This window comes from Streptomyces doebereineriae (genome assembly GCF_031845645.1).
Lineage (GTDB): Bacteria > Actinomycetota > Actinomycetes > Streptomycetales > Streptomycetaceae > Streptomyces > Streptomyces canus.
In genome coordinates, this window is the sequence record NZ_JAVREZ010000036.1 from 36,753 (window position 1) to 59,408 (window position 22,656).

The following is a 22,656-nucleotide window of genomic DNA, read 5'->3' on the forward strand; positions in this document are numbered from 1 at the left end:
GGCGATCCCCGGGCGCAGGATCGCTACCATGGGGTCTCCGGAGCCTGACCGGGGACCCGGATCGCGCACGAGGAGTCCTCTTGCCAGACGAGGCCCAGCCACTCACCGCCGCCAAGCCCGAGCCCGCCTCGGCGCCCGCGGCCAAGCCCGCGCTGGACGCGAAGAGCGCGACGAACGACGCCCGCGGGCCGGTCGAGCACGCCCAGTCGGCGCCCGTCGACAAGCCGGCCGAACCACCCCGGCCCAAGCCCGCCACTCCCGAGCGCTCCACGTCGCCGACCCCCGCCGCCCGTCCGAACGCGGGCCAGCCCGCCCGTACCGGCTCCTCCAACCGCGTCCGCGCCCGTCTCGCCCGCCTCGGTGTCCAGCGCTCCAACCCGTACAACCCGGTCCTGGAGCCCCTGCTGCGGATAGTGCGCAGCAACGACCCGAAGATCGAGACGGCGACGCTGCGCCAGATCGAGAAGGCCTACCAGGTCGCCGAGCGCTGGCACCGCGGCCAGAAGCGCAAGAGTGGCGACCCTTACATCACCCACCCCCTCGCGGTGACCACGATCCTCGCCGAGCTCGGCATGGACCCGGCCACCCTCATGGCGGGTCTGCTGCACGACACCGTCGAGGACACCGAGTACGGCCTCGACCAGCTCCGCCGCGACTTCGGCGACTCCGTGGCCCTGCTCGTCGACGGCGTCACCAAGCTGGACAAGGTCAAGTTCGGCGAGGCCGCGCAGGCCGAGACCGTGCGCAAGATGGTCGTAGCGATGGCCAAGGACCCCCGCGTCCTGGTCATCAAGCTCGCCGACCGCCTGCACAACATGCGCACCATGCGGTACCTGAAGCGGGAGAAGCAGGAGAAGAAGGCGCGCGAGACGCTGGAGATCTACGCTCCGCTCGCCCACCGCCTCGGCATGAACACCATCAAGTGGGAGCTGGAGGACCTCGCCTTCGCGATCCTCTACCCCAAGATGTACGACGAGATCGTACGGCTGGTGGCCGAGCGGGCGCCCAAGCGCGACGAGTACCTGGCCATAGTGACCGACGAGGTGCAGTCCGACCTGCGCGCGGCCCGGATCAAGGCCACCGTCACCGGGCGACCGAAGCACTACTACAGCGTCTACCAGAAGATGATCGTCCGCGGCCGCGACTTCGCGGAGATCTACGACCTGGTCGGCATCCGAGTCCTCGTCGACACCGTCCGCGACTGCTACGCCGCCCTCGGCACCGTGCACGCGCGATGGAATCCGGTCCCCGGCCGGTTCAAGGACTACATCGCGATGCCCAAGTTCAACATGTACCAGTCGCTGCACACGACGGTCATCGGGCCGAACGGCAAGCCGGTCGAACTCCAGATCCGTACGTTCGACATGCACCGCCGCGCCGAGTACGGCATCGCCGCGCACTGGAAGTACAAGCAGGAGGCCGTCGCCGGTACCTCCAAGGTGCGCTCGGACCAGCCGCGGACCACCGGCAAGGACGACCACCTCAACGACATGGCGTGGCTGCGCCAGCTCCTCGACTGGCAGAAGGAGACCGAGGACCCCGGCGAGTTCCTGGAGTCCCTGCGCTTCGACCTCTCCCGCAACGAGGTCTTCGTCTTCACCCCCAAGGGCGACGTCATAGCGCTGCCGGCCGGTGCCACACCGGTGGACTTCTCCTACGCGGTGCACACCGAGGTGGGCCACCGCACCATAGGGGCCCGGGTCAACGGCCGCCTCGTACCGCTGGAATCGACCCTGGACAACGGCGACCTCGTCGAGGTCTTCACGTCCAAGGCACCCGGGGCCGGTCCGTCCCGGGACTGGCTGAACTTCGTGAAGTCGCCGCGGGCGCGCAACAAGATCCGCGCCTGGTTCTCCAAGGAGCGCCGCGACGAGGCGATCGAGCAGGGCAAGGACGCCATCGTCCGGGCGATGCGCAAACAGAACCTGCCGATCCAGCGCATCCTCACCGGCGACTCGCTCGTCACGCTCGCGCACGAGATGCGGTACTCCGACATCTCCGCCCTGTACGCGGCGATCGGCGAGGGGCATGTCTCCGCGCAGAACATCGTGCAGAAACTCGTCTCCGCGCTCGGCGGCGAGGAGGCGGCCACCGAGGAGATCGACGAGGCGGTCCCGCCGAGCCGCGGCCGTCGCAAGCGGCGCTCCAACACCGACCCGGGCGTCGTCGTCAAGGGCGTCGATGACGTGTGGGTCAAGCTGGCCCGCTGTTGCACACCCGTCCCGGGCGACCCGATCATCGGTTTCGTCACCCGTGGTAGTGGCGTATCGGTTCACCGCAGCGACTGCGTCAACGTGGACTCACTGTCCCGCGAGCCCGAGCGCATCCTCGAGGTCGAGTGGGCGCCCACGCAGTCCTCGGTCTTCCTGGTCGCCATCCAGGTCGAGGCCCTGGACCGCTCCCGACTCCTCTCCGACGTCACCCGCGTCCTGTCGGACCAGCACGTCAACATCCTCTCCGCGGCCGTCCAGACCTCCCGCGACCGCGTCGCCACCTCCCGCTTCACCTTCGAGATGGGCGACCCGAAGCACCTCGGTCACGTCCTGAAGGCGGTCAGGGGAGTCGAGGGCGTGTACGACGTGTATCGCGTGACCTCGGCGCGGAACCGGTCGTAGAAGACATGTGAAAGGGCCCCGCACCCAAGGTGCGGGGCCCTTTCACCTACGGCCTCAGCCGCCGAACTCCTGGAGACCCTTCAGCGCCTGGTCCAGGAGTGCCTGGCGGCCCTCCAGCTCACGCTCCAGCTTGTCGGCCCTGGCGTTGTTGCCCTGGGCGCGTGCCTGGTCGATCTGGCCCCTGAGCTTGTCCACGGCGGCCTGGAGCTGGCCGGTCAGACCCGCGGCACGCGCGCGTGCCTCCGGGTTGGTCCGGCGCCACTCGGTCTCCTCGGCCTCCTGGAGGGCGCGCTCGACGGTGTGCATCCGGCCCTCGACCTTCGGCCGGGCGTCCCGCGGGACGTGGCCGATGGCCTCCCAGCGCTCGTTGATCGCGCGGAAGGCGGCGCGGGCGCTCTTCAAGTCGCCGATCGGCAGGAGCTTCTCGGCCTCCTCGGCCAGCTCCTCCTTCAGCTTGAGGTTCTCGGTCTGCTCGGCGTCCCGCTCGGCGAAGACCGAGCTGCGGGCGGCGAAGAACACGTCCTGGGCACCGCGGAAGCGGTTCCACAGGTCGTCCTCGTGCTCGCGCTGGGCGCGGCCGGCCGCCTTCCACTCGGCCATCAGCTCGCGGTAGCGCGCCGCCGTCGGACCCCAGTCCGTCGACCCGGACAGTGCCTCGGCCTCGCCGACCAGGCGCTCCTTGGTCCTGCGGGCGTCCTCGCGCTGCGCGTCCAGCGACGCGAAGTGGGCCTTGCGGCGCTTGGAGAACGCCGAGCGCGCGTGCGAGAAGCGGTGCCACAGCTCGTCGTCCGACTTGCGGTCCAGGCGGGGCAGACCCTTCCAGGTGTCCACCAGCGCGCGCAGCCGCTCACCGGCGGCCCGCCACTGGTCGGACTGGGCCAGCTCCTCCGCCTCGACGACCAGCGCCTCCTTGGCGTGCCGGGCCTCGTCGGACTGCTTCGCGCGCTGCTGCTTGCGCTCCTCGCGGCGCTTGTCGACGGTCTCCACGAGCTTGTCCAACCGCACCTTGAGCGCGTCCAGGTCGCCGACCGCGTGATGCGCGTCGACCTGCTCGCGGATGTGGTCGATGGCCGCCTGAGCGTCCTTCGCCGACAGGTCGGTGGTCTTCACTCGCTTCTCGAGGAGGCCGATCTCGACAACCAGGCCCTCGTACTTGCGCTCGAAGTAGGCCAGGGCTTCCTCGGGGGAGCCGGCCTGCCAGGAACCGACGACCTGCTCGCCGTCGGCCGTACGCACGTACACGGTCCCCGTCTCGTCGACGCGGCCCCACGGGTCGCTGCTCACAGCGCCTCCTCCACATGATGCCGAGAGGCTCCAGCGCCCCCGGGCATCGTCCACAGTTTCGTCACGGCCAACATAGGCGACCGGCGGGTTGCCTGTCCGCATCCCGCGCGACCGAAATTTCGCACTTGGCGGTCAGGATTTGCTGACCGTCGCCTTGTTGATCACGACGGTCGCGTTCGGCGCGCCGTCGCCCGCGCCGGTGCTCTCACCGGCCGCGGCGATCTTCTTCAGCACCTTCATACCGGATTCCGAGATGGTGCCGAACGGGGTGTAGCTCGGAGGGAGCTGGCTGTCCTGGTAGACGAGGAAGAACTGGCTCCCGCCGGTGTGCGCCTGCCCGGTGTTCGCCATCGCGACGGTGCCCGCCGGGTAGACGTTGCTCTTGAGGCTCTTGTCCTTCAGGTTCTCGTCCGGAATGGTGTAGCCCGGTCCGCCGCTGCCGGAGCCCGTCGGGTCGCCGCACTGCAGGACGTAGATGCCGTTGGTGGTGAGCCGGTGGCACTTCGTGTGGTCGAAGAAGCCCTTGTTCGCCAGGAAGTCGAACGAGTTCACGGTGTGCGGGGCCGCCGACGTCTTCAGCGCGATGTCGATCTCACCGCAGGTCGTGGCCAGCTTCATCGTGTACTTCGCCGACTTGTCGATGGACATCGCCGGCTCCTTCTTCCAGGTCTCCGTCTTGACCTTGCCGGCGGCGGCCTTGTCGCACGGGTCCGGCGCCTTGCTGGTCGGCGCCGCGCTGGGAGTGGTCTCCGCGCTCGCGCTGGCCTTGTCGTCGTCCTTCATGACACCGGACGTGTAGAGCGCCAGGCTGCCCACCAGGACCACGCCGAGCACCGACGCGATCACAGAGTTGCGTACACGGGCCTTGCGGCGCGCGGCCGTGCGCCGCTGCTGCTGCCGCAAGAACTTCTCCCGCGCGAGCTGCCGCTTCCGCTGTTCCTGGGTGACCACGGGGTTCTCTCCTCATGCGTCTCGTACGCCGACCGGTACGCATGCGTCCTATGAACCGACCGCCTGCGTGTGCCCCGTACCGTATATGGGTTCGCTGAGGAATCGGCAGCGCCGGTAGGCTCTGACCACTGGGGCAGCCGCCCGGAAGACCGCCCGTATCTAGACAAACCGAGGACGATCGTGCTCATTGCCGGGTTCCCCGCCGGGGCCTGGGGGACGAACTGTTATCTCGTCGCCCCCGCCGCCGGTGAGGAGTGCGTGATCATCGACCCGGGCCACCAGGCCGCCGAGGGAGTCGAGGAAACGCTGAAGAAGCATCGGCTCAAGCCCGTCGCCGTCGTCCTCACCCACGGCCACATCGACCACGTGGCCTCGGTCGTCCCCGTGTGCGGCGCGCACGGAGTACCCGCGTGGATCCACCCCGAGGACCGCTACATGATGAAGGACCCGTCGATGGGTCTGGGGCGTTCCATCGGGATGCCGCTGATGGGCGAGATCACCGTGGGGGAGCCGGACGACGTCAAGGAGCTGACCGACGGTGCGCGGCTGGAGCTCGCCGGCCTCGAGCTGTCCGTCGCGCACGCGCCGGGCCATACCAAGGGGTCGGTGACCTTCCGGATGCCCGAGACGGCCGAGATTCCCTCGGTTTTCTTCTCGGGGGATCTGCTTTTCGCCGGCTCCATCGGACGCACCGACCTGCCCGGCGGTGACACGGCCGAGATGCTCGACTCGCTGGCCCGCGTGTGCCTGCCGCTCGACGACTCGACCGTGGTGCTGTCCGGCCACGGCCCCCAGACGACCATCGGCCAGGAGCGCGCCACCAACCCGTATCTGCGGCAAGTGGCCTCCGGCCAGGGAGCCTCCGAGGCTCCCCGACGAGGAATGTGACGAGAGACTTCCGTGAGCACCTTTCAGGCCCCCAAGGGCACGTACGACCTGATCCCGCCGGACAGCGCCAAGTTCCTGGCGGTCCGTGAGGCGATCGCCGCGCCCCTGCGCGCCTCCGGCTACGGCTACATCGAGACGCCCGGCTTTGAGAGCGTCGAGCTGTTCGCGCGCGGGGTCGGTGAGTCCACCGACATCGTGACCAAGGAGATGTACGCCTTCGAGACCAAGGGCGGCGACAAGCTGGCCCTGCGCCCCGAGGGCACGGCCTCCGTCCTGCGCGCGGCGCTGGAGGCCAACCTGCACAAGACGGGCAACCTGCCGGTCAAGCTCTGGTACTCCGGCTCGTACTACCGCTACGAGCGTCCGCAGAAGGGCCGTTACCGGCACTTCTCGCAGGTCGGCGCCGAGGCGATCGGTGCGGAGGACCCGGCGCTCGACGCCGAGCTGATCATCCTGGCCGACCAGGCGTACCGCTCGCTGGGGCTGCGCAACTTCCGCATCCTGCTCAACAGCCTGGGCGACAAGGAGTGCCGTCCGGTGTACCGGGCCGCGCTCCAGGACTTCCTGCGCGGCCTGGACCTCGACGAGGACACGCTCCGCCGCGCCGAGATCAACCCACTGCGGGTCCTCGACGACAAGCGGGAGTCGGTCCAGAAGCAGCTCGGGGACGCTCCGCTGCTGCGCGACTACCTGTGCGACGCCTGCAAGGCGTACCACGAGGAGGTCCGCGAGCTGATCACCGCGGCGGGCGTGGCCTTCGAGGACGACCCGAAGCTGGTGCGCGGCCTCGACTACTACACCCGCACGACCTTCGAGTTCGTCCACGACGGTCTGGGCTCCCAGTCCGCGGTGGGCGGCGGTGGCCGCTACGACGGCCTGTCGGAGATGATCGGCGGCCCGGCCCTTCCGTCCGTGGGCTGGGCGCTGGGCGTCGACCGCACGGTCCTCGCCCTGGAGGCGGAGGGCGTCGAGCTCGAACTCCCCTCGACGACCAGTGTGTTCGCGGTCCCGCTGGGGGAGGAGGCCCGCCGGATCCTGTTCGCCAAGGTCACCGAGCTCCGCAAGGTGGGCATCGTGGCGGACTTCTCCTATGGCTCCAAGGGCCTCAAGGGCGCCATGAAGAACGCCAACCGCAGCGGCGCCCGCTACACGATCGTCGCAGGCGAGCGCGACCTCGCCGAGGGCGTCGTACAGCTCAAGGACATGGAGTCCGGGGAGCAGTCGGCGATCGGGGTCAACGAGATCGTGGCGGAGCTGGAGTCCAGGCTCGGTTGACAGGCCCACGGGAGAAGGGCGCCGGTCAGGAGACCGGCGCCCTTCGGTGCCTGCGCCTCACTGGTCGAGCAGCCCGTACCGCAGGGCGCTGGTGACCGCGGCGGTGCGGTCGTCGACTCCCAACTTGCCGAAGACGCGCAGGAGATGGGTCTTCACGGTGGACTCGCCGATGAACAGCCTGCGCCCGATCTCCGCGTTCGTGCAGCCCTCCGCCACCAGACGCAGCACCGCTGTCTCGCGCTCCGAGAGCCGGGGCCGTTCCGGCCTGGTGCGCAGCTGGTCGACCAGGCGGGCGGCGACCGTCGGCGCCAGGACCGTCTCGCCGCGGGCTGCGGCCCGTACGGACTCCGCCAGTTCGCCCCGGGGCAGGTCCTTGAGCAGATAACCGGCCGCCCCCGCCTCCACGGCCCGCAGGATGTCCCGGTCCGTCTCGTACGTCGTCAGGACGATCACCCGGCAGGGCAGCCCCGCCTCCGTCATCCGTACGATCGACTCCACGCCCGAGCCGCCCGGCATCCGCAGGTCCATCAGCACGATGTCGGGGCGGAGTTCAGCCGCCAGCGCCTCCGCCTGCGGTCCGCTGGACGCGTCCGCGATCACCTCCAGGTCCGGTTCCGCGCTCAGCATCGCCCGCAGGCCCTCCCGAACGACCGGGTGGTCGTCGGCCAGGATGATCCGGATCATGAACAGCTCCTCGGGGGCGGTACGGGCAGGCGAACGGTGACCGTGGTGCCGCCGCCGGGCGCGCTGTGCACCCGCACCGTCCCGCCGACCTCGGTGGCGCGGGCACGGAGCCCCGCCAGACCGTAGCCGTCACGGGCGGCCCCCGGGTCGAAGCCATGACCGTCGTCCCGCACGGACAGCGTGAGGCTCTCGTCGGCATAGCCGAGATCGATGGTCACGGTCGCCGAACTCCCCGCGTGTTTACGGCAGTTCGTGAGCGCCTCCTGGCAGGAGCGCAGCGCGACGACCTCGGCCCCCGCGGGCAGCGGACGGACCTGGCCGGTCACGGCGAGCTTCGCAAAGTGCCGGGCCGTCAGCCGGAACAGGGCGTCCGGCAGCGTCGCGCCGGCCAGGTCGGCGGGGGTGCCGTCGGCGACCAGGGCCCGGGCCTCGGCGAGGTTCAGCCGGGCCGTCTCGTCCATCAGGGCCAGATGACGGCGGGCCTGCGGCATGTCGTGGTCGAGCTCGGCCTCGACGGCCTGGATCAGCATCAGCAGGCTGGTGAAGCCCTGTGCGAGGGTGTCGTGGATCTCCCGGGCCATCCGCTGTCGCTCGGCCAGTGCCCCGTGCGCCGCCGAGAGCCGCGAGACCTCGTGCCGGCTCGTGTCCAACTGGGCGATCAGAGCCGCCCGTTCCTGGCTCTGCTCGATGATCCGGATGACATAGCTGCCGACGGCCACCGAGAAGACCAGGGTGACGACGGCGAACAGGCCGTTGAAGAAGACGTCCTGCTCGCTCGGCCGCCACAGCAGCGCCCAGCCCGCCACGGGGGCGAGATTGATCACCGCCACGGCGGTCGGAGCCCACCGCATCCGCAGCGTCATGAAGCACTGGGGGACGAGAGCGAAGGTCATCAGCCGGGTCTCGCCGACCAGGATCGCGGAGGGAAGGAACAGCGCCATCATCGTGCCGAGGTAGGTGAGGGCCTTGCGCGCGTCGGGCGGATCCTGCCGGAGCAGGGGGCGCCCGACCCGTAGGAAGAGCGGGACCAGTGGGACCAGCAGCGCCGCCGCCGTGACGCGGACCGGCCACCCGGGGTGTCCCGCACCCAGCACGAACACCAGGGTGGCCAGCCAGATCAGCGCGAAGTAGGTGTCCCAGAGCCGGAAGGAACGGTCCCACGAGTACGCGCCCCCGGCGTCCGCCGGACCGTTCATCCGTCGCGCCGGTTCTTCCACCGGAAGGTCAGCAGACACAGCAGCAATCCTCCGACGCACCACGCCCCCAGCACCAGGGCGGTGCGCCCGAACTCCCAGCCGCCGGCCTGCTCCAGGACCTGCGCCGAGTCCGGCAGGAACACCCCGCGCAGCCCCTGGCACATCCACTTCAGGGGGAACAGCGCGCCGATGTTCAGCATCCAGTCGGGGATCGTGTCGATCGTGATGTACACGCCGGAGATGAACTGGAGGACCAGGAAGGGCAGGACGACCACGGAGCTCGCGCTCTTGCTGGAGTCGGGCACCGAACTGATCGCGATGCCGAGCAGCGCGCACCCCGTGAGTCCGAGCACGAAGATCCAGGCGAACGTGAACCATTTGCCGGCGTCCGACGGCAGATCGACGTCGTACAGCGTCGTGCCGACGAGCAGCAGGATCGCCGTCTCCAGAACGCCGGTGACCAGAACCAGCCAGATCTTGCCCAGGAAGTACGCCGCCGGCGGCATCGGGGTCCCGCGCAGCCTGCGCAGCACCTTCTCGTCCCGCTCGACGGCGATCGAGATGCCGAGCGACTGGAAGCTCGTCGACATGATGCCGGCGGCCATCATCGCCGGCACGTACAGCTGCGAGGCCTTGATGCCCGCCCCCTCCACGTCGTCACTGAAGATCGACGCGAACAGGAACAGGAAGACCACCGGGAAGGCGAAGGTGAACACCACCTGGTCGCGCTGGCGGAAGAACTGCCTGATCTCCAGGGCCCCCCGCCGCAGTCCGAGCCCCCAGACTCCGGGGAGCCCTCCGGCACGAGCATCGGTCCGGGACCGTACGGCGGTCGTGGTCATCGCGCGTCCTCCTGTCCGGTGAGCCGGAGGTAGACGTCCTCCAGCGTGGGGCGGTTGACCTGGAGTCCCGGGATCTCGCCGTCGAAGCGGCACATCAGCGCGGCGACCGTCCTGGTCGGGGTGTCGGTGTGCTCCGCGCGCGGGGCGCCGTCCGGCTCGGTCCACTCGACGGTGGCGCCGGTGCCGTACCGCTCGCGCAGAGCGGCGGGCTCGTCCTCGGCGACGACCTTGCCCCGGGAGATCACGGCGAGCCGGTCGGCGAGCGCCTCGGCCTCCTCCAGGTAGTGCGTTGTGAGCAGGATCGTCGTGCCCTCGTCGGACAGTTTGCGGATCAGGTCCCAGAACTGACGCCGGGCCGCCGGGTCGAAACCGGTCGTCGGCTCGTCCAGGAGCAGCAGTTCGGGGCCGCCGATCACACCGAGCGCCACGTCGAGCCGCCGCCGCTGCCCGCCCGACAGGGCCTTGATCCGGCTGCCCGCCTTGGCCTCCAGACCCACCAGACCGATGACCTCCTCCGGGTCCCGCGGCCGAGGGTAGTAGCGGGCGAAATGCCGGACGGTTTCCGCGACCGTCAACTCGGCGGGCGCGGATTCGTCCTGCCAGACGATTCCGACTTTTGAACGCCACGCGCGCGTGCTGTGCGCCGGGTCCGCGCCGAGTACGGACACCTCACCCGCGTCGCGGTCCCGGTTGCCCTGGAGGATCTCCACCGTGGTGCTCTTGCCGGCGCCATTGGGCCCGAGCAGGCCGAACACCTCGCCCCTGCGGATGCCGAGATCGATCCCGTCGACCGCGGTCACGTCGCCGTACTGCTTGCGCAGCCCCCGAACGTCCACGGCGAGTTCGTTCGCGTGTGTGGTCATGCATGTGAGCATCGGCCGGAACCGAACGTTCAGGGACGACCGTGCGTACTTCCTTATGTCCATCGAACGGTGGACAAGCCTCCAGGTGCGGCACAATGGCCTCTGCCCGAAGAAGGTCCAACTCTCAAGCAGACGGATCGGCGTGATGAGCAAGACCACAGTGAAAGACGTCTCCACGGAGCCCGAGCCCTCGTCGGCGAGCGCCGACGCCGCGCCCCGGACGGTGGGCGGCAGCCGTGCCTTCGCGCTGCTGCTGGTGATCACCGGCGCCGCCGGTCTGCTCGCCGCGTGGGTCATCACGATCGACAAGTTCAAGATCCTCGAGGGCAAGGTCAGCGGCAAGACCTTCACGCCGAGCTGCTCCCTCAACCCGATCGTCTCCTGCGGCAGCGTGATGGAGAGCAAGCAGGCCGCCGCCTTCGGGTTCCCCAACCCGATGCTCGGCCTCGTCTGCTACGGCATCGTCATCTGCGTCGGCGTGACCCTGCTCACCCGCGCCACCTTCCCGCGCTGGTACTGGCTCACCTTCAACTTCGGCACGCTCTTCGGCGTGGCCTTCTGCACCTGGCTGCAGTTCCAGTCGCTGTACCGGATCAACGCGCTGTGCCTGTGGTGCTCGCTGGCCTGGGTCGCCACGATCACGATGTTCTGGTACGTGACCTCGTTCAACATCCGCAACGACCTGCTGCCGTCCCCGGGCTGGCTCAAGCGTTTCCTCTCCGAGTTCACCTGGATCCTGCCGGTCACCCACTGCGGCATCATCGGCATGCTTATCCTGACCCGCTGGGGCGACAGCCTCTGGGCCTGACCGACGGCCGACGGCGTTGTCAGTGGCGTGACATAGGGTTTTGAACGTGGAGCCCGATCTGTTCACCGCCGCGGCAGAAGAACGCCAGGAGAAGGACCCGGCCGGCAGCCCCCTGGCGGTCCGGATGCGCCCGCGCACCCTCGACGAGGTGGTGGGCCAGCAGCATCTGCTCAAACCGGGTTCGCCGCTGCGCCGACTGGTCGGCGAGGGCAGCGGCGGTCCCGCCGGACCGTCCTCGGTGATCCTCTGGGGCCCGCCCGGCACCGGCAAGACGACCCTGGCGTACGTCGTCTCCAAGGCCACCAACAAGCGCTTCGTGGAGCTCTCCGCGATCACCGCGGGCGTCAAGGAGGTCCGCGCGGTCATCGACGGCGCCCGCCGCGCCACCGGCGGCTTCGGCAAGGAGACCGTCCTCTTCCTCGACGAGATCCACCGCTTCAGCAAGGCCCAGCAGGACTCCCTGCTCCCCGCGGTCGAGAACCGCTGGGTGACTCTGATCGCGGCGACCACCGAGAACCCGTACTTCTCGATCATCTCCCCGCTGCTGTCCCGGTCCCTGCTGCTGACTCTCGAACCCCTCACCGACGACGACGTCAGAGGACTGCTGAAGCGGGCGCTGAGCGACGAGCGGGGCCTGAAGGACGCCGTCGCCCTCCCCGAGGACACCGAGGACCACCTCCTGCGGATCGCCGGCGGCGACGCCCGCCGCGCCCTGACCGCCCTGGAGGCCGCCGCCGGGGCCGCCCTCGACAAGGGCGAGCCGGAGATCACCCTCACCACGCTGGAGGAGACGGTCGACCGCGCGGCCGTGAAGTACGACCGCGACGGCGACCAGCACTACGACGTGGCCAGCGCCCTCATCAAGTCCATCAGGGGCTCCGACGTCGACGCGGCCCTGCACTACCTCGCCCGCATGATCGAGGCCGGTGAGGACCCCCGCTTCATCGCCCGCCGGCTGATGATCTCCGCCAGCGAGGACATCGGCCTCGCCGACCCGAACGCCCTGCCCATAGCGGTCGCCGCCGCCCAGGCCGTCGCGATGATCGGCTTCCCCGAGGCCGCACTGACATTGAGCCACGCCACCATCGCCCTCGCCCTGGCCCCGAAGTCCAACGCCGCGACGACGGCGATCGGCGCGGCCATGGAGGACGTACGCAAGGGGCTGGCCGGACCGGTGCCGCCGCATCTGCGCGACGGGCACTACAAGGGCGCCGCCAAACTCGGGCACGCGCAGGGGTACGTCTACCCGCACGACCTGCCCGAGGGGATCGCCGAGCAGCAGTACGCCCCGGACGCCATCAAGGACCGCGAGTACTACGAACCCACCCGGCACGGCGCCGAGGCCCGGTACGCGGACGCCGTGGAGTGGACCCGCAAGCACCTCGGTCGCAAGCGGTCCTGAGCACCCTGTAGAATCCTCGAAGCGCTGTGTCCCGTGCAGTCAGAACGGGACGGTCAGCCGGAACCCCCCAGTGGGGTTCCAGGAGCGTCGCGCACCGTTCGAATGGTGTCGCGGGCAGCCCACCACCGTTCGCGGTAGGTGGGCCACTCGCGTGCTGCACATATGTGCCCAGACCAGGGGAGCGGCTGCCCACCAGGGTTCCTCGAGGACCCGGCGGGTTTCCCCGGCTGCGGATGCGACCTCCCATAACTCTGACGAGCCGAACACCAAGAGATGAGAGATTGTGGCGAACCAGCCCCGCCCCAAGGTCAAGAAGTCGCGTGCCCTCGGCATCGCGCTGACCCCGAAGGCCGTCAAGTACTTCGAGGCCCGTCCCTACCCGCCGGGTGAGCACGGCCGTGGCCGCAAGCAGAACTCGGACTACAAGGTCCGTCTGCTCGAGAAGCAGCGTCTGCGCGCGCAGTACGACGTGTCCGAGCGTCAGCTCGTCCGCGCCTACGAGCGTGCCGCCAAGACCCAGGGCAAGACCGGTGAGGCCCTGGTCATCGAGCTCGAGCGCCGTCTCGACGCGCTGGTCCTTCGTTCGGGCATCGCCCGCACGATCTACCAGGCCCGCCAGATGGTCGTCCACGGCCACATCGAGGTCAACGGCCAGAAGGTCGACAAGCCGTCCTTCCGCGTCCGTCCCGACGACGTCGTGATGGTCCGCGAGCGCAGCCGCGAGAAGACCCTCTTCTCGATCGCCCGCGAGGGCGGCTTCGCCCCCGACGGTGAGACCCCGCGCTACCTCCAGGTGAACCTCCGCGCCCTGGCCTTCCGCCTGGACCGCGAGCCGAACCGCAAGGAGATCCCGGTGATCTGCGACGAGCAGCTCGTCGTCGAGTACTACGCCCGCTGATCACCGGCAGGCCGTAGGACACGCACCACTTCAGCCCGCCGTCTCTCCGCCCTTCCGGGTGGGCGAGGCGGCGGGTTGCTGCATGTCGAGGGTCACGCGCGCGTGCCGCACGGAACCCCGCGGCGCCGGCAGCCCCTCGGGCGGGCGGGCGCGGCCCAGCGCCCGGGACACCGCGGCGTCCCGCCCGAGCGCCCGGCCCTGTCGTACGCACTCCTCGTACCGTTCGCCGCCGAGCCGCTCCCGGGCCGTCGCCGCGCACAGCTCGTTCGGGGCGTTGTAGTAGGCCGAACCGAACAGAGGCAGGCCCACCGACGGCCACAGCGCGGCCGCCGCGCCCTGCAGCACGGCGGCCTCGGCCGGATCGCCCTCGGTCACGGTGACCAGAGCGAGCAGCTCGATGGACAGGACCGAGCCGAGCAGGTCGTGAAAGGCGTGCGCGCAGGCCAGGCAGTCGGTGAGCAGCTCACGCGCGCGTGCCGCGTCCCCCTCGCGCCAGGCCGCGTACGCCAGGACGTACAGCGCGTACGACTTGGCCCATCGCTCGCCGTGGTCCTCACACACTTGGCGCACGTCCTCGCACAGCAGCACCGCGTCCGGCAGATCGCCCAGGAAGGCGCGGGCCATCGCCAGCTCGACCTGCGCCATCAGCACGTTGCTGTTGAGCTCGCCGATCTCCTGGTAGCGCTCCAGCGAGGAGCGCAGCAGCCTCTCCGCGCGGGGCATGTCGTCCGAAACGAGCGCCAGACAGCCGGTGCGGTGCTCGGCGTACGCCACCGCCGTCCCATTCGAGGAGCGCTCCGCCTCCTCCCGGCACTGCTGGAGCGCCGCCAGCGCCGGCATGGTGTCGCCCTGGAGGATCGCCACATGGCCGAGGACCCACAGGGCCTTCAGGCGGGCGGGCTCATGGCCGGGCTCCAGTTCGACGCTGCGCTCCAGCCAGTGCCGCCCCTCGGACAGCCGGCCGCAGCCGATCCAGCAGAACCAGAGGGAGCCGGCGAGATGCCGGCCCAGCTCCGCCCCGTCCGGCTCGGTCAGGCAGTACTCCAGCGCGCAGCGCAGGTTCGGCAGTTCGGCCTCGATCCGTGCGGCCACCTCGTTCTGCCGCGGGGAGAACCACTCCAGCTCGCACCAGGTAGCCAGGCCCACGAACCAGTCGCGGTGCCGTCTGCGCAGCCGGACCGCGTCGCCCGTCGCCTCCAGCCACTCGGCGCCGTACGCACGAACCGTGTCGAGCATGCGGTAGCGCACGCCCGTCGCGGTCTCCTCACGGGCCACCACCGACTGGGCGAGCAGTGCGGACAGGACGTCGAGGACGTCGTCGGAGTGCAGACCGTCGCCGCTGCACACGTACTCGGCGGCCTCCAGATCGAACGGCCCGGCGAACACCGACAGCCGCGACCACAGCAACCGTTCCTCGGGCGTGCACAGTTCATGGCTCCAGCCGATGGCGGTGCGCAGTGTCCGATGGCGGGGGAGGGCGTCCCGGCCGCCGCCCGTCAGCAGCCGGAACCGGTCGTCGAGCCGCTTCAGCAACTGCCCGGGGGACAGCGCTCCCAGTCGGCCCGCGGCCAGCTCGATCGCCAGCGGGATGCCGTCCAGACGCCGGCACAGCTCCCGTACGTGCGGATCGTCGCCGGTCGTCGCCCCCTGCCGCCCGGCCCGTTCCCCGAACAGTTCCACGGCCTCGTCCTCGCTCAGCGGGCCCAGCGCGAACACCTGCTCGCCGGCCACGGCCAGCGGTCGGCGTCCCACGGCGAGGACGGCCAGGCCCGGAACCTGCCCCAGCAGGTCGACCACCAGAGCCGCGCACGCGTCCACCAGATGCTCGAAACCGTCCAGGACCAGCAGGAGCCGACGCCCGGCGAGGTGCGCGAGGAGCGTCTCGCGCGGCAGCCGCGTGGTGTGGTCCGTCAGACCCAGCGTCTCCACGACGGCGTGGTCGACGAACTCCGGATCGCGTACGGCGGCCAGCTCCACGCGCCACACCCCGTCGGGCGGCGCGCACCGCCCGCCCGCAACCCGCGCCGCGAGCCGGGACTTGCCGATACCGCCGGGGCCCGTCACCGTCACCAGCCGCGAGGTGTCGAGCGCCCGTGCCAGCCCCGACAGTTCCGCGCGCCGGCCGACGAAGCGGTCGAGCTCCAGGGAGAGATTGCCGTTCACCTCGGTGCCGTCCGGCTGATGACTGCGCATGGAACACGGAGCGTACTGAAGCGTGTTCACTCCGTACAATCGCTGCGGGCGGCCCGCGTGCGGGTGAGGGCTTATCCGGTGCGGAGCGCCGTCCCCGGCGCGATAGGCTCGGCGGAGACTTTTTTCATAGACAGCACGTTTCAGGGAGCGGGTGCACACAGTGTCCGGTGGAGAGGTTGCCGGGATCCTGGTGGCCGTCTTCTGGGCGATTCTGGTCTCCTTCCTCGCCGTCGCGCTGGCGAGGCTGGCCCAGACGCTCAAGGCGACCACCAAGCTCGTGGCGGACGTGACCGACCAGGCAGTCCCGCTGCTGGCCGAGGCCTCCACCGCGGTGCGTTCCGCGCAGACCCAGATCGAGCGGGTCGACGCGATCGCCTCGGACGTCCAGGAGGTCACGTCGAACGCCTCCGCGCTGTCCACCACCGTCGCCTCCACCTTCGGCGGCCCCCTGGTCAAGGTCGCGGCCTTCGGCTACGGCGTGCGCCGCGCGATCAGCGGCCGCAAGGACGACGTGCCCGCCAAGACGCCCCGGCGTACCGTCATCGTGGGCCGGGCGGTTTCCCGGGGCCGCGGGAAGAAGGACTGAGGCTCAAGAGATGTTCCGCCGTACTTTCTGGTTCTCCACGGGCGTGGCCGCCGGTGTCTGGGCGACCACCAAGGTGAATCGCAAGCTGAAGCAGCTGACCCCCGAGAACCTCGCCGTGACAGCGGCCAACAAGGCGGTCGAGACGGGTGCTCGTCTCAAGGACCGCGCGGTCGGCTTCGCGCTCGACGTCCGGGACAACATGGCCCAGCGGGAGGCCGAGCTGACGGATGCCCTCGGTATCCACGACAGTCCCGAACTCCCCGCACCCAGGCGCGTCGCCGCCATCGAGAACACGACGTACACCACGCATTCGTACAACCGGAATGAGGACCACTGATGGAGTCGGCCGAGATTCGCCGCCGCTGGCTGAGCTTCTACGAGGAGCGCGGGCACACCGTCGTCCCTTCGGCGTCGCTCATCGCGGACGACCCGACTCTGCTCCTGGTCCCGGCCGGCATGGTGCCGTTCAAGCCGTACTTCCTCGGTGAGGTCAAGCCGCCGTGGGCGCGCGCCACCAGCGTGCAGAAGTGCGTGCGCACGCCCGACATCGAAGAGGTCGGCAAGACCACCCGGCACGGCACGTTCTTCCAGATGTGCGGCAACTTCTCCTTCGGCGACTACTTCAAGGAAGGCGCCATCAAGTACGCCTGGGAGCTGCTCACCAGCCCCCAGGACAAGGGTGGTTACGGCCTGGAGCCGGAGAAGCTCTGGATCACCGTCTACAAGGACGACGACGAGGCCGAGCGCATCTGGCACGAGATCATCGGCGTGCCCAAGGAGCGCATCCAGCGCCTCGGCATGAAGGACAACTACTGGTCCATGGGCGTCCCCGGGCCCTGCGGCCCCTGTTCCGAGATCAACTACGACCGCGGCCCCGAGTTCGGCGTCGAGGGCGGCCCCGCCGTCAACGACGAGCGGTACGTGGAGATCTGGAACCTCGTCTTCATGCAGTACGAGCGCGGCGAGGGCATCGGCAAGGACAACTTCGAGATCCTCGGCGAGCTCCCCAGCAAGAACATCGACACCGGCCTCGGACTCGAGCGCCTCGCGATGATTCTGCAGGGCGTGCAGAACATGTACGAGATCGACACCTCCATGGCCGTCATCAAGAAGGCCACCGAGCTGACCGGCGTGGCCTACGGCGACGCCCACGACTCGGACGTCTCCCTGCGCGTGGTCACCGACCACATGCGCACGTCCGTGATGCTCATCGGCGACGGTGTCACCCCCGGCAACGAGGGCCGCGGTTACGTCCTGCGCCGCATCATGCGCCGCGCCATCCGCAACATGCGCCTGCTCGGTGCCACCGGCCCGGTCGTGCTCGACCTGATCGACACCGTGATCGCCATGATGGGCCAGCAGTACCCCGAGCTCGTCACCGACCGCGAGCGCATCGAGAAGGTCGCCGTCGCCGAGGAGAACGCCTTCCTCAAGACGCTGAAGGCCGGCACCAACATCCTCGACACCGCCGTCACGGAGACCAAGCAGTCCGGCGGCACGGTCCTCGCCGGCGACAAGGCGTTCCTGCTCCACGACACCTGGGGCTTCCCGATCGACCTCACCCTGGAGATGGCCGCCGAGCAGGGCCTGTCCGTGGACGAGGACGGCTTCCGCCGCCTGATGAAGGAGCAGCGGGAGCGCGCCAAGGCCGACGCCCAGGGCAAGAAGACCGGTCACGCCGGCGCGGGCGCCTACCGTGCGATCGCCGACCAGGCCGGCGAGACCGAGTTCCTCGGCTACTCGGACACCGAGAGCGAGTCCACGATCGTCGGCATCCTCGTCGACGGTGCCTCCTCCCCGGCCGCCACCGAGGGCGACGAGGTCGAGATCGTCCTGGACCGCACCCCGTTCTACGCCGAGGGCGGCGGCCAGATCGGCGACACCGGCAGGATCAAGGTCGACTCCGGCGCCGTCATCGAGATCCGCGACTGCCAGAAGCCGGTTCCGGGCGTCTACGTCCACAAGGGCGTCGTGCAGTTCGGTGAGGTGACCGTCGGGGCCAAGGCCCACGCCTCGATCGACAACCGCCGCCGTACGGCCATCGCCCGCGCCCACTCGGCCACCCACCTCACCCACCAGGCCCTGCGTGACGCGCTCGGCCCGACGGCCGCCCAGGCCGGTTCCGAGAACCAGCCCGGCCGCTTCCGCTTCGACTTCGGCTCCCCGTCCGCCGTTCCGACGGCCGTGATGACCGACGTCGAGCAGAAGATCAACGAGGTGCTCGCCCGCGAGCTCGACGTCCGCGCCGACGTCATGGGCATCGACGAGGCCAAGAAGCAGGGCGCCATCGCCGAGTTCGGCGAGAAGTACGGCGAGCGGGTCCGGGTCGTGACCATCGGCGACTTCTCCAAGGAGCTGTGCGGCGGCACCCATGTGCACAACACCGCCCAGCTGGGCCTGGTGAAGCTGCTCGGGGAGTCGTCCATCGGCTCCGGGGTCCGCCGTATCGAGGCGCTCGTCGGTGTCGACGCGTACAACTTCCTCGCCCGTGAACACACCGTCGTCGCCCAGCTCCAGGAGCTGATCAAGGGCCGTCCGGAGGAGCTCCCGGAGAAGGTCTCCGCCATGCTCGGCAAGCTGAAGGACGCCGAGAAGGAGATCGAGAAGTTCCGCGCGGAGAAGGTGCTCCAGGCCGCCGCCGGTCTCGCCGAGTCCGCCAAGGACGTCCGCGGGATCGCGGTCGTCACCGGTCAGGTCCCGGACGGCACGACCCCCGACGACCTGCGCAAGCTGGTCCTCGACGTGCGCGGGCGCATCCAGGGCGGCCGGGCCGCCCTGGTCGCGCTCTTCACGGTCAACAACGGCAAGCCGCTCACGGTCATCGCCACCAACGAGGCCGCCCGTGAGCGCGGGCTCAAGGCCGGTGACCTGGTCCGGACCGCCGCCAAGACCCTCGGCGGCGGCGGTGGCGGCAAGCCGGACGTCGCCCAGGGCGGTGGCCAGAACCCGGCCGCGATCGGTGAGGCCGTGGACGCCGTCGAGCGCATGGTCGGGGAGACGGCCAAGTAATGCGCACGGGCCGCAGACTCGCGATCGACGTCGGAGACGCCCGCATCGGGGTCGCCTCGTGCGACCCCGACGGGATCCTCGCCACTCCGGTGGAGACGGTCCCGGGCCGGGACGTCCCGGCAGCTCATCGTCGGCTGAAGCAGCTGGTCGAGGAGTACGAACCGATCGAGGTCGTCGTCGGCCTCCCTCGCTCCCTCAAGGGGGGCGAGGGCCCGGCCGCGGTCAAGGTCCGCGGCTTCGTCCAGGAGCTCGCCCGGGGGATCGCGCCCGTCCCGGTCAGGCTCGTCGACGAGCGGATGACCACCGTGACGGCCAGTCAGGGACTGCGCGCATCCGGAGTGAAATCCAAAAAGGGCAGATCGGTCATCGACCAGGCAGCCGCCGTGATCATTCTTCAGCAGGCGCTGGAATCCGAACGGGTGTCAGGTAAAGCACCCGGCGAGGGCGTCGAAGTGGTCGTCTGATCGCGGTACGGTAACGTTCCGCGCGATGCGGCGACATTCGAACAGTCACCGCACAGAAAGAGGCGAAACGGTAGCCGGATGGTGAGAGAAGGAGACCGCCGCCTCGCGGCTCTAGGGGATCGATGACTGAGTATGGCCGGGGCGAAGGCTCCGAACCGTGGCATCCCGAGGACCCGTTGTACGGGAACGATGGATGGGAGGGGCAGCAGACCCACGCGGGTCAGCAGTCCCCCTACGGCGGCCAGCCGCAGCACTATCCGCAGCAGCAGCCGCAGTACGACAACGGTGGCTGGGGCGACGGCCAGCAGGCCGCCTATGGTCAGGCGCAGCAGCAGTACCCGCAGCACGACGGCCAGTACGACCAGCAGCAGTACAACCAACAGCAGTACGACCAGCAGCAGCATCAGCAGTACGACCAGCAGGGGTACCACGGCCAGCAGCAGTCGTACGACCAGAACGGCAACGGCTGGGCGACCGGCACGCAGGCGCAGGTGCCGTACCAGGCCGATCCTTCGGACCCGTACGGACAGCAGGCGGCCGCGTACGGCGCCGGGCAGCAGGACTACTACGGCAGCCCGGACGCGTACCCGCCTCCGGAGCCGCCGAGCCGTCGACGGGCCGAGCCTGAGCCGCAGATCGACTGGGATCCGGGCCCGGACCAGGGAGAGCACGCCTTCTTCGCGGGCGACGACGACAGCGAGGACGACACCGACGACCCGAAAGGCGGCCGCGGCGACCGGCGCGGGCGCGGCGACAAGGGCGGCAAGGGTGGCAAGAAGCGCAAGAGCGGATGCGCCTGTCTGGTGGTCCTGCTGGTGTTCGGCGGCGGCACCGCGGGTGTCGGCTACTTCGGGTACCAGTTCTACCAAAATCGTTTCGGCGCGGCCCCGGACTATGCCGGGGACGGGACGAGCCAGATGGTCACCGTCCAGGTCCCCAAGGGCGCGGGCGGGTACGCGATCGGCCGGCTGCTGAAGGACGCGGGTGTCGTGAAGAGCGTCGACGCCTTTGTGTCCGCCCAGGAGCAGAACCCCAAGGGGAAGGCGATCCAGGCCGGCGCCTATCTGCTGAAGAAGGAGATGTCCGCCGAAAGCGCCGTCGTGATGATGCTCGACCGGAAGAGCCAGAACAACGTGCTGGTCGCTCCGGGACTGCGGAACCTCACCGTCTACCAGAGGATCGACGAGAAACTCGATCTTGCTTCCGGCACCACGAAGAAGATCGCGGAAAAGAAATACAAGAGCCTCGGGCTGCCGAGCTGGGCGAACGACAACAAGGACATCAAGGACCCGCTGGAGGGCTTCCTCTATCCGGGTACCTATCCCGCGGCGAAGGGCATGAAGCCCGAGGCGGTGCTGAAGGAAATGGTCACCCAGGCCGCCGAGACATATGGCAAGTACGACCTGGAGGCGAAGGCCAAGGCGCTCAAGCTGGACAATCCCCTCCAGGTCATCACGGTCGCGAGCCTCGTCCAGGCCGAGGGAAAGACGGAGGACGACTTCCGCAAGATGGCGGAAGTGGTCTACAACCGGCTCAACCTCGCGAACCCCGAGACCTACGGCCTGTTGCAGTTCGACTCGACCTTCAATTACCTGAAGAACGAGAGCGACATCCGCATCTCCGAGTCGGAGATCAAGAGCAACAAGGACCCGTACAACACGTACACGAACAAGGGTCTGCCGCCCGGCCCGATCGACAATCCGGGCGACGTCGCGCTGAAGGCCGCGCTGAATCCGACCGACGACGGCTGGTACTACTTCGTCGCGACCGACGGATTGAAGACCACCGAATTCGCCAAGACCCACGCTGAATTCCTGAGGCTCAAGGACAAGTTCGATGCAAGCACGGGCAGTTGACGCCCGCCGGGCCGCCGTCCTCGGAAAGCCCATCGCCCACTCCCTCTCGCCGGTCCTGCACCGGGCCGCCTACGAGGAACTGGGGCTCACGGGCTGGTCGTACGACCGGTTCGAGCTCGACGAGGCCGCGCTGCCCGGGTTCGTCGGGCAGCTCGGGCCGGAGTGGGCCGGGCTGTCGGTGACCATGCCGCTCAAGCGGGCGGTCATTCCGCTGCTCGACGAGATCAGCGACACGGCCGCCTCGGTGGAGGCGGTCAACACCGTCGTGTTCACCGAGGACGGCCGCCGCCTCGGCGACAACACCGACATCCCGGGGATGGTCGCCGCGCTCAGGGAGCGGGGCATCGAACAGGTCGACTCGGCGGCGATCCTCGGCGCCGGCGCCACCGCCTCCTCCGCGCTCGCCGCGCTGGCCCGGATCTGCACCGGCGAGGTCGTCGCCTATGTGCGCAGCGCGGCCCGGGCCGCCGAGATGCGGCAGTGGGGCGAGCGCCTCGACGTCGAGGTGCGCACGGCGGACTGGGCGGACGCGGCCGAGGCCCTGGACGCTCCTCTGGTGATCGCGACCACCCCCGCCGGGGCGACGGACGCTCTCGCCCACGCCGTACCGGAGCGCCCCGCGGCCCTCTTCGACGTGCTCTACGACCCGTGGCCGACCGCGCTGGCGGCCCGCTGGTCCATGATCGGCGGGGCCGTGGTCAGCGGCCTCGACCTGCTCGTGCACCAGGCGGTGCTCCAGGTCGAGCAGATGACCGGCCTGCGGCCCGCGCCCGTGGAGGCCATGCGCAAGGCGGGCGAGCACGCGCTGGCTGCCCGCTGAGATCCGTCCACGTCCGTCTGCT

General features: G+C 69.6%; 19 protein-coding genes. 12 read left to right on the forward strand and 7 right to left on the reverse strand.

Annotated elements, in window-relative coordinates; all coding sequences use genetic code 11:
• Positions 1–80 precede the first annotated feature (80 nt).
• The gene (locus tag RNB18_RS49185; protein ID WP_311720656.1) at positions 81–2,615 is read left to right on the forward strand and encodes a RelA/SpoT family protein; all 2,535 of its coding nucleotides are present in this window, start codon (positions 81–83) and stop codon (positions 2,613–2,615) included.
• 54 nt (positions 2,616–2,669) lie between these two features.
• On the opposite strand, the gene RNB18_RS49190 is transcribed toward RNB18_RS49185, so the two are convergent.
• Together RNB18_RS49190 and RNB18_RS49195 are read right to left on the reverse strand one after the other, a co-directional pair.
• A complete protein-coding gene (locus tag RNB18_RS49190) occupies positions 2,670–3,899 on the reverse strand; it encodes a DUF349 domain-containing protein (protein WP_057614175.1) in 1,230 nt (409 codons plus the stop codon).
• 132 nt (positions 3,900–4,031) lie between these two features.
• Positions 4,032–4,850, reverse strand: coding sequence for a peptidylprolyl isomerase (locus RNB18_RS49195; protein WP_311720657.1), 819 nt, complete (start codon positions 4,848–4,850; stop codon positions 4,032–4,034).
• Positions 4,851–5,030: 180 nt separating this feature from the next.
• Between RNB18_RS49195 and RNB18_RS49200 the strand changes: the two genes are divergently transcribed.
• Together RNB18_RS49200 and hisS are read left to right on the forward strand one after the other, a co-directional pair.
• Complete coding sequence (locus RNB18_RS49200; RefSeq protein WP_311720658.1) at positions 5,031–5,738, forward strand: MBL fold metallo-hydrolase; 708 nt, start codon at positions 5,031–5,033, stop codon at positions 5,736–5,738.
• Positions 5,739–5,750: 12 nt separating this feature from the next.
• On the forward strand, positions 5,751–7,013 hold the full coding sequence (gene hisS / locus RNB18_RS49205) for a histidine--tRNA ligase (RefSeq protein WP_311720659.1): 1,263 nt from the start codon (positions 5,751–5,753) through the stop codon (positions 7,011–7,013).
• A gap of 57 nt (positions 7,014–7,070) precedes the next feature.
• Here hisS and RNB18_RS49210 read toward each other — a convergent pair whose 3' ends face one another.
• The 4 genes from RNB18_RS49210 to RNB18_RS49225 are packed head-to-tail and all read right to left on the reverse strand — an operon-like array spanning position 7,071 to position 10,598.
• Positions 7,071–7,697 carry a response regulator transcription factor gene (locus RNB18_RS49210; RefSeq protein WP_311720660.1) on the reverse strand — a complete coding sequence of 209 codons (627 nt, stop codon included), beginning with the start codon at positions 7,695–7,697 and terminating at the stop codon, positions 7,071–7,073.
• Positions 7,694–8,893, reverse strand: coding sequence for a sensor histidine kinase (locus RNB18_RS49215; protein WP_311720661.1), 1,200 nt, complete (start codon positions 8,891–8,893; stop codon positions 7,694–7,696). Before RNB18_RS49215 ends, RNB18_RS49210 begins: the two co-directional genes overlap by 4 nt.
• Positions 8,890–9,735, reverse strand: a complete 846-nt coding sequence (locus RNB18_RS49220; protein ID WP_311720662.1) for an ABC transporter permease — start codon at positions 9,733–9,735, stop codon at positions 8,890–8,892. Before RNB18_RS49220 ends, RNB18_RS49215 begins: the two co-directional genes overlap by 4 nt.
• A complete protein-coding gene (locus RNB18_RS49225) occupies positions 9,732–10,598 on the reverse strand; it encodes an ABC transporter ATP-binding protein (protein WP_311720663.1) in 867 nt (288 codons plus the stop codon). The genes RNB18_RS49220 and RNB18_RS49225 overlap by 4 nt, the downstream gene beginning before the upstream one ends.
• A 145-nt stretch (positions 10,599–10,743) precedes the next feature.
• Here RNB18_RS49225 and RNB18_RS49230 point away from each other — a divergent pair, with 145 nt between their 5' ends.
• The 3 genes from RNB18_RS49230 to rpsD all read left to right on the forward strand — a co-directional run bounded on the left by RNB18_RS49230 (position 10,744) and on the right by rpsD (position 13,706).
• Positions 10,744–11,406, forward strand: a complete 663-nt coding sequence (locus RNB18_RS49230; protein ID WP_311720664.1) for a vitamin K epoxide reductase family protein — start codon at positions 10,744–10,746, stop codon at positions 11,404–11,406.
• A 46-nt stretch (positions 11,407–11,452) separates the two neighbouring features.
• A complete protein-coding gene (locus RNB18_RS49235) occupies positions 11,453–12,808 on the forward strand; it encodes a replication-associated recombination protein A (protein WP_062045057.1) in 1,356 nt (451 codons plus the stop codon).
• A gap of 283 nt (positions 12,809–13,091) precedes the next feature.
• Positions 13,092–13,706, forward strand: coding sequence for a 30S ribosomal protein S4 (gene rpsD / locus RNB18_RS49240; RefSeq protein WP_037714931.1), 615 nt, complete (start codon positions 13,092–13,094; stop codon positions 13,704–13,706).
• A 30-nt stretch (positions 13,707–13,736) separates the two neighbouring features.
• Here rpsD and RNB18_RS49245 read toward each other — a convergent pair whose 3' ends face one another.
• A complete protein-coding gene (locus RNB18_RS49245) occupies positions 13,737–15,899 on the reverse strand; it encodes an ATP-binding protein (protein WP_311720665.1) in 2,163 nt (720 codons plus the stop codon).
• A gap of 160 nt (positions 15,900–16,059) precedes the next feature.
• Between RNB18_RS49245 and RNB18_RS49250 the strand changes: the two genes are divergently transcribed.
• From RNB18_RS49250 to RNB18_RS49275, 6 genes are all read left to right on the forward strand, one after another.
• Positions 16,060–16,485, forward strand: a complete 426-nt coding sequence (locus RNB18_RS49250) for a DUF948 domain-containing protein (protein WP_266568994.1) — start codon at positions 16,060–16,062, stop codon at positions 16,483–16,485.
• 10 nt (positions 16,486–16,495) lie between these two features.
• Positions 16,496–16,822: a hypothetical protein gene (locus RNB18_RS49255; RefSeq protein ID WP_057614167.1), complete on the forward strand. Its 327-nt coding sequence runs from the start codon at positions 16,496–16,498 to the stop codon at positions 16,820–16,822.
• Positions 16,822–19,494 carry an alanine--tRNA ligase gene (gene alaS / locus RNB18_RS49260; protein ID WP_311720666.1) on the forward strand — a complete coding sequence of 891 codons (2,673 nt, stop codon included), beginning with the start codon at positions 16,822–16,824 and terminating at the stop codon, positions 19,492–19,494. Before RNB18_RS49255 ends, alaS begins: the two co-directional genes overlap by 1 nt.
• Positions 19,494–19,958 carry a Holliday junction resolvase RuvX gene (gene ruvX, locus RNB18_RS49265; RefSeq protein ID WP_311720667.1) on the forward strand — a complete coding sequence of 155 codons (465 nt, stop codon included), beginning with the start codon at positions 19,494–19,496 and terminating at the stop codon, positions 19,956–19,958. The genes alaS and ruvX overlap by 1 nt, the downstream gene beginning before the upstream one ends.
• Positions 19,959–20,080: 122 nt before the next feature.
• Positions 20,081–21,814 (forward strand): endolytic transglycosylase MltG, encoded by a 1,734-nt coding sequence (gene mltG / locus RNB18_RS49270; RefSeq protein WP_311720668.1) that lies wholly within the window; start codon positions 20,081–20,083, stop codon positions 21,812–21,814.
• Positions 21,795–22,634 carry a shikimate dehydrogenase gene (locus RNB18_RS49275; protein WP_311720669.1) on the forward strand — a complete coding sequence of 280 codons (840 nt, stop codon included), beginning with the start codon at positions 21,795–21,797 and terminating at the stop codon, positions 22,632–22,634. Before mltG ends, RNB18_RS49275 begins: the two co-directional genes overlap by 20 nt.
• Positions 22,635–22,656: the final 22 nt, after the last annotated feature.

Excerpts from the sequence above, each read along its gene's own strand:
- RNB18_RS49210 (WP_311720660.1), bottom strand. The coding sequence starts at position 7,697 with ATGATCCGGATCATCCTGGCCGACGACCACCCGGTCGTTCGGGAGGGC.
- RNB18_RS49215 (WP_311720661.1), bottom strand. The coding sequence starts at position 8,893 with ATGAACGGTCCGGCGGACGCCGGGGGCGCGTACTCGTGGGACCGTTCC.
- RNB18_RS49220 (WP_311720662.1), bottom strand. The coding sequence starts at position 9,735 with ATGACCACGACCGCCGTACGGTCCCGGACCGATGCTCGTGCCGGAGGG.
- RNB18_RS49225 (WP_311720663.1), bottom strand. The coding sequence starts at position 10,598 with ATGACCACACACGCGAACGAACTCGCCGTGGACGTTCGGGGGCTGCGC.
- RNB18_RS49230 (WP_311720664.1), top strand. The coding sequence starts at position 10,744 with ATGAGCAAGACCACAGTGAAAGACGTCTCCACGGAGCCCGAGCCCTCG.
- RNB18_RS49245 (WP_311720665.1), bottom strand. The coding sequence starts at position 15,899 with ATGCGCAGTCATCAGCCGGACGGCACCGAGGTGAACGGCAATCTCTCC.
- RNB18_RS49255 (WP_057614167.1), top strand. The coding sequence starts at position 16,496 with ATGTTCCGCCGTACTTTCTGGTTCTCCACGGGCGTGGCCGCCGGTGTC.
- alaS (WP_311720666.1), top strand. The coding sequence starts at position 16,822 with ATGGAGTCGGCCGAGATTCGCCGCCGCTGGCTGAGCTTCTACGAGGAG.
- ruvX (WP_311720667.1), top strand. The coding sequence starts at position 19,494 with ATGCGCACGGGCCGCAGACTCGCGATCGACGTCGGAGACGCCCGCATC.
- mltG (WP_311720668.1), top strand. The coding sequence starts at position 20,081 with ATGACTGAGTATGGCCGGGGCGAAGGCTCCGAACCGTGGCATCCCGAG.
- RNB18_RS49275 (WP_311720669.1), top strand. The coding sequence starts at position 21,795 with ATGCAAGCACGGGCAGTTGACGCCCGCCGGGCCGCCGTCCTCGGAAAG.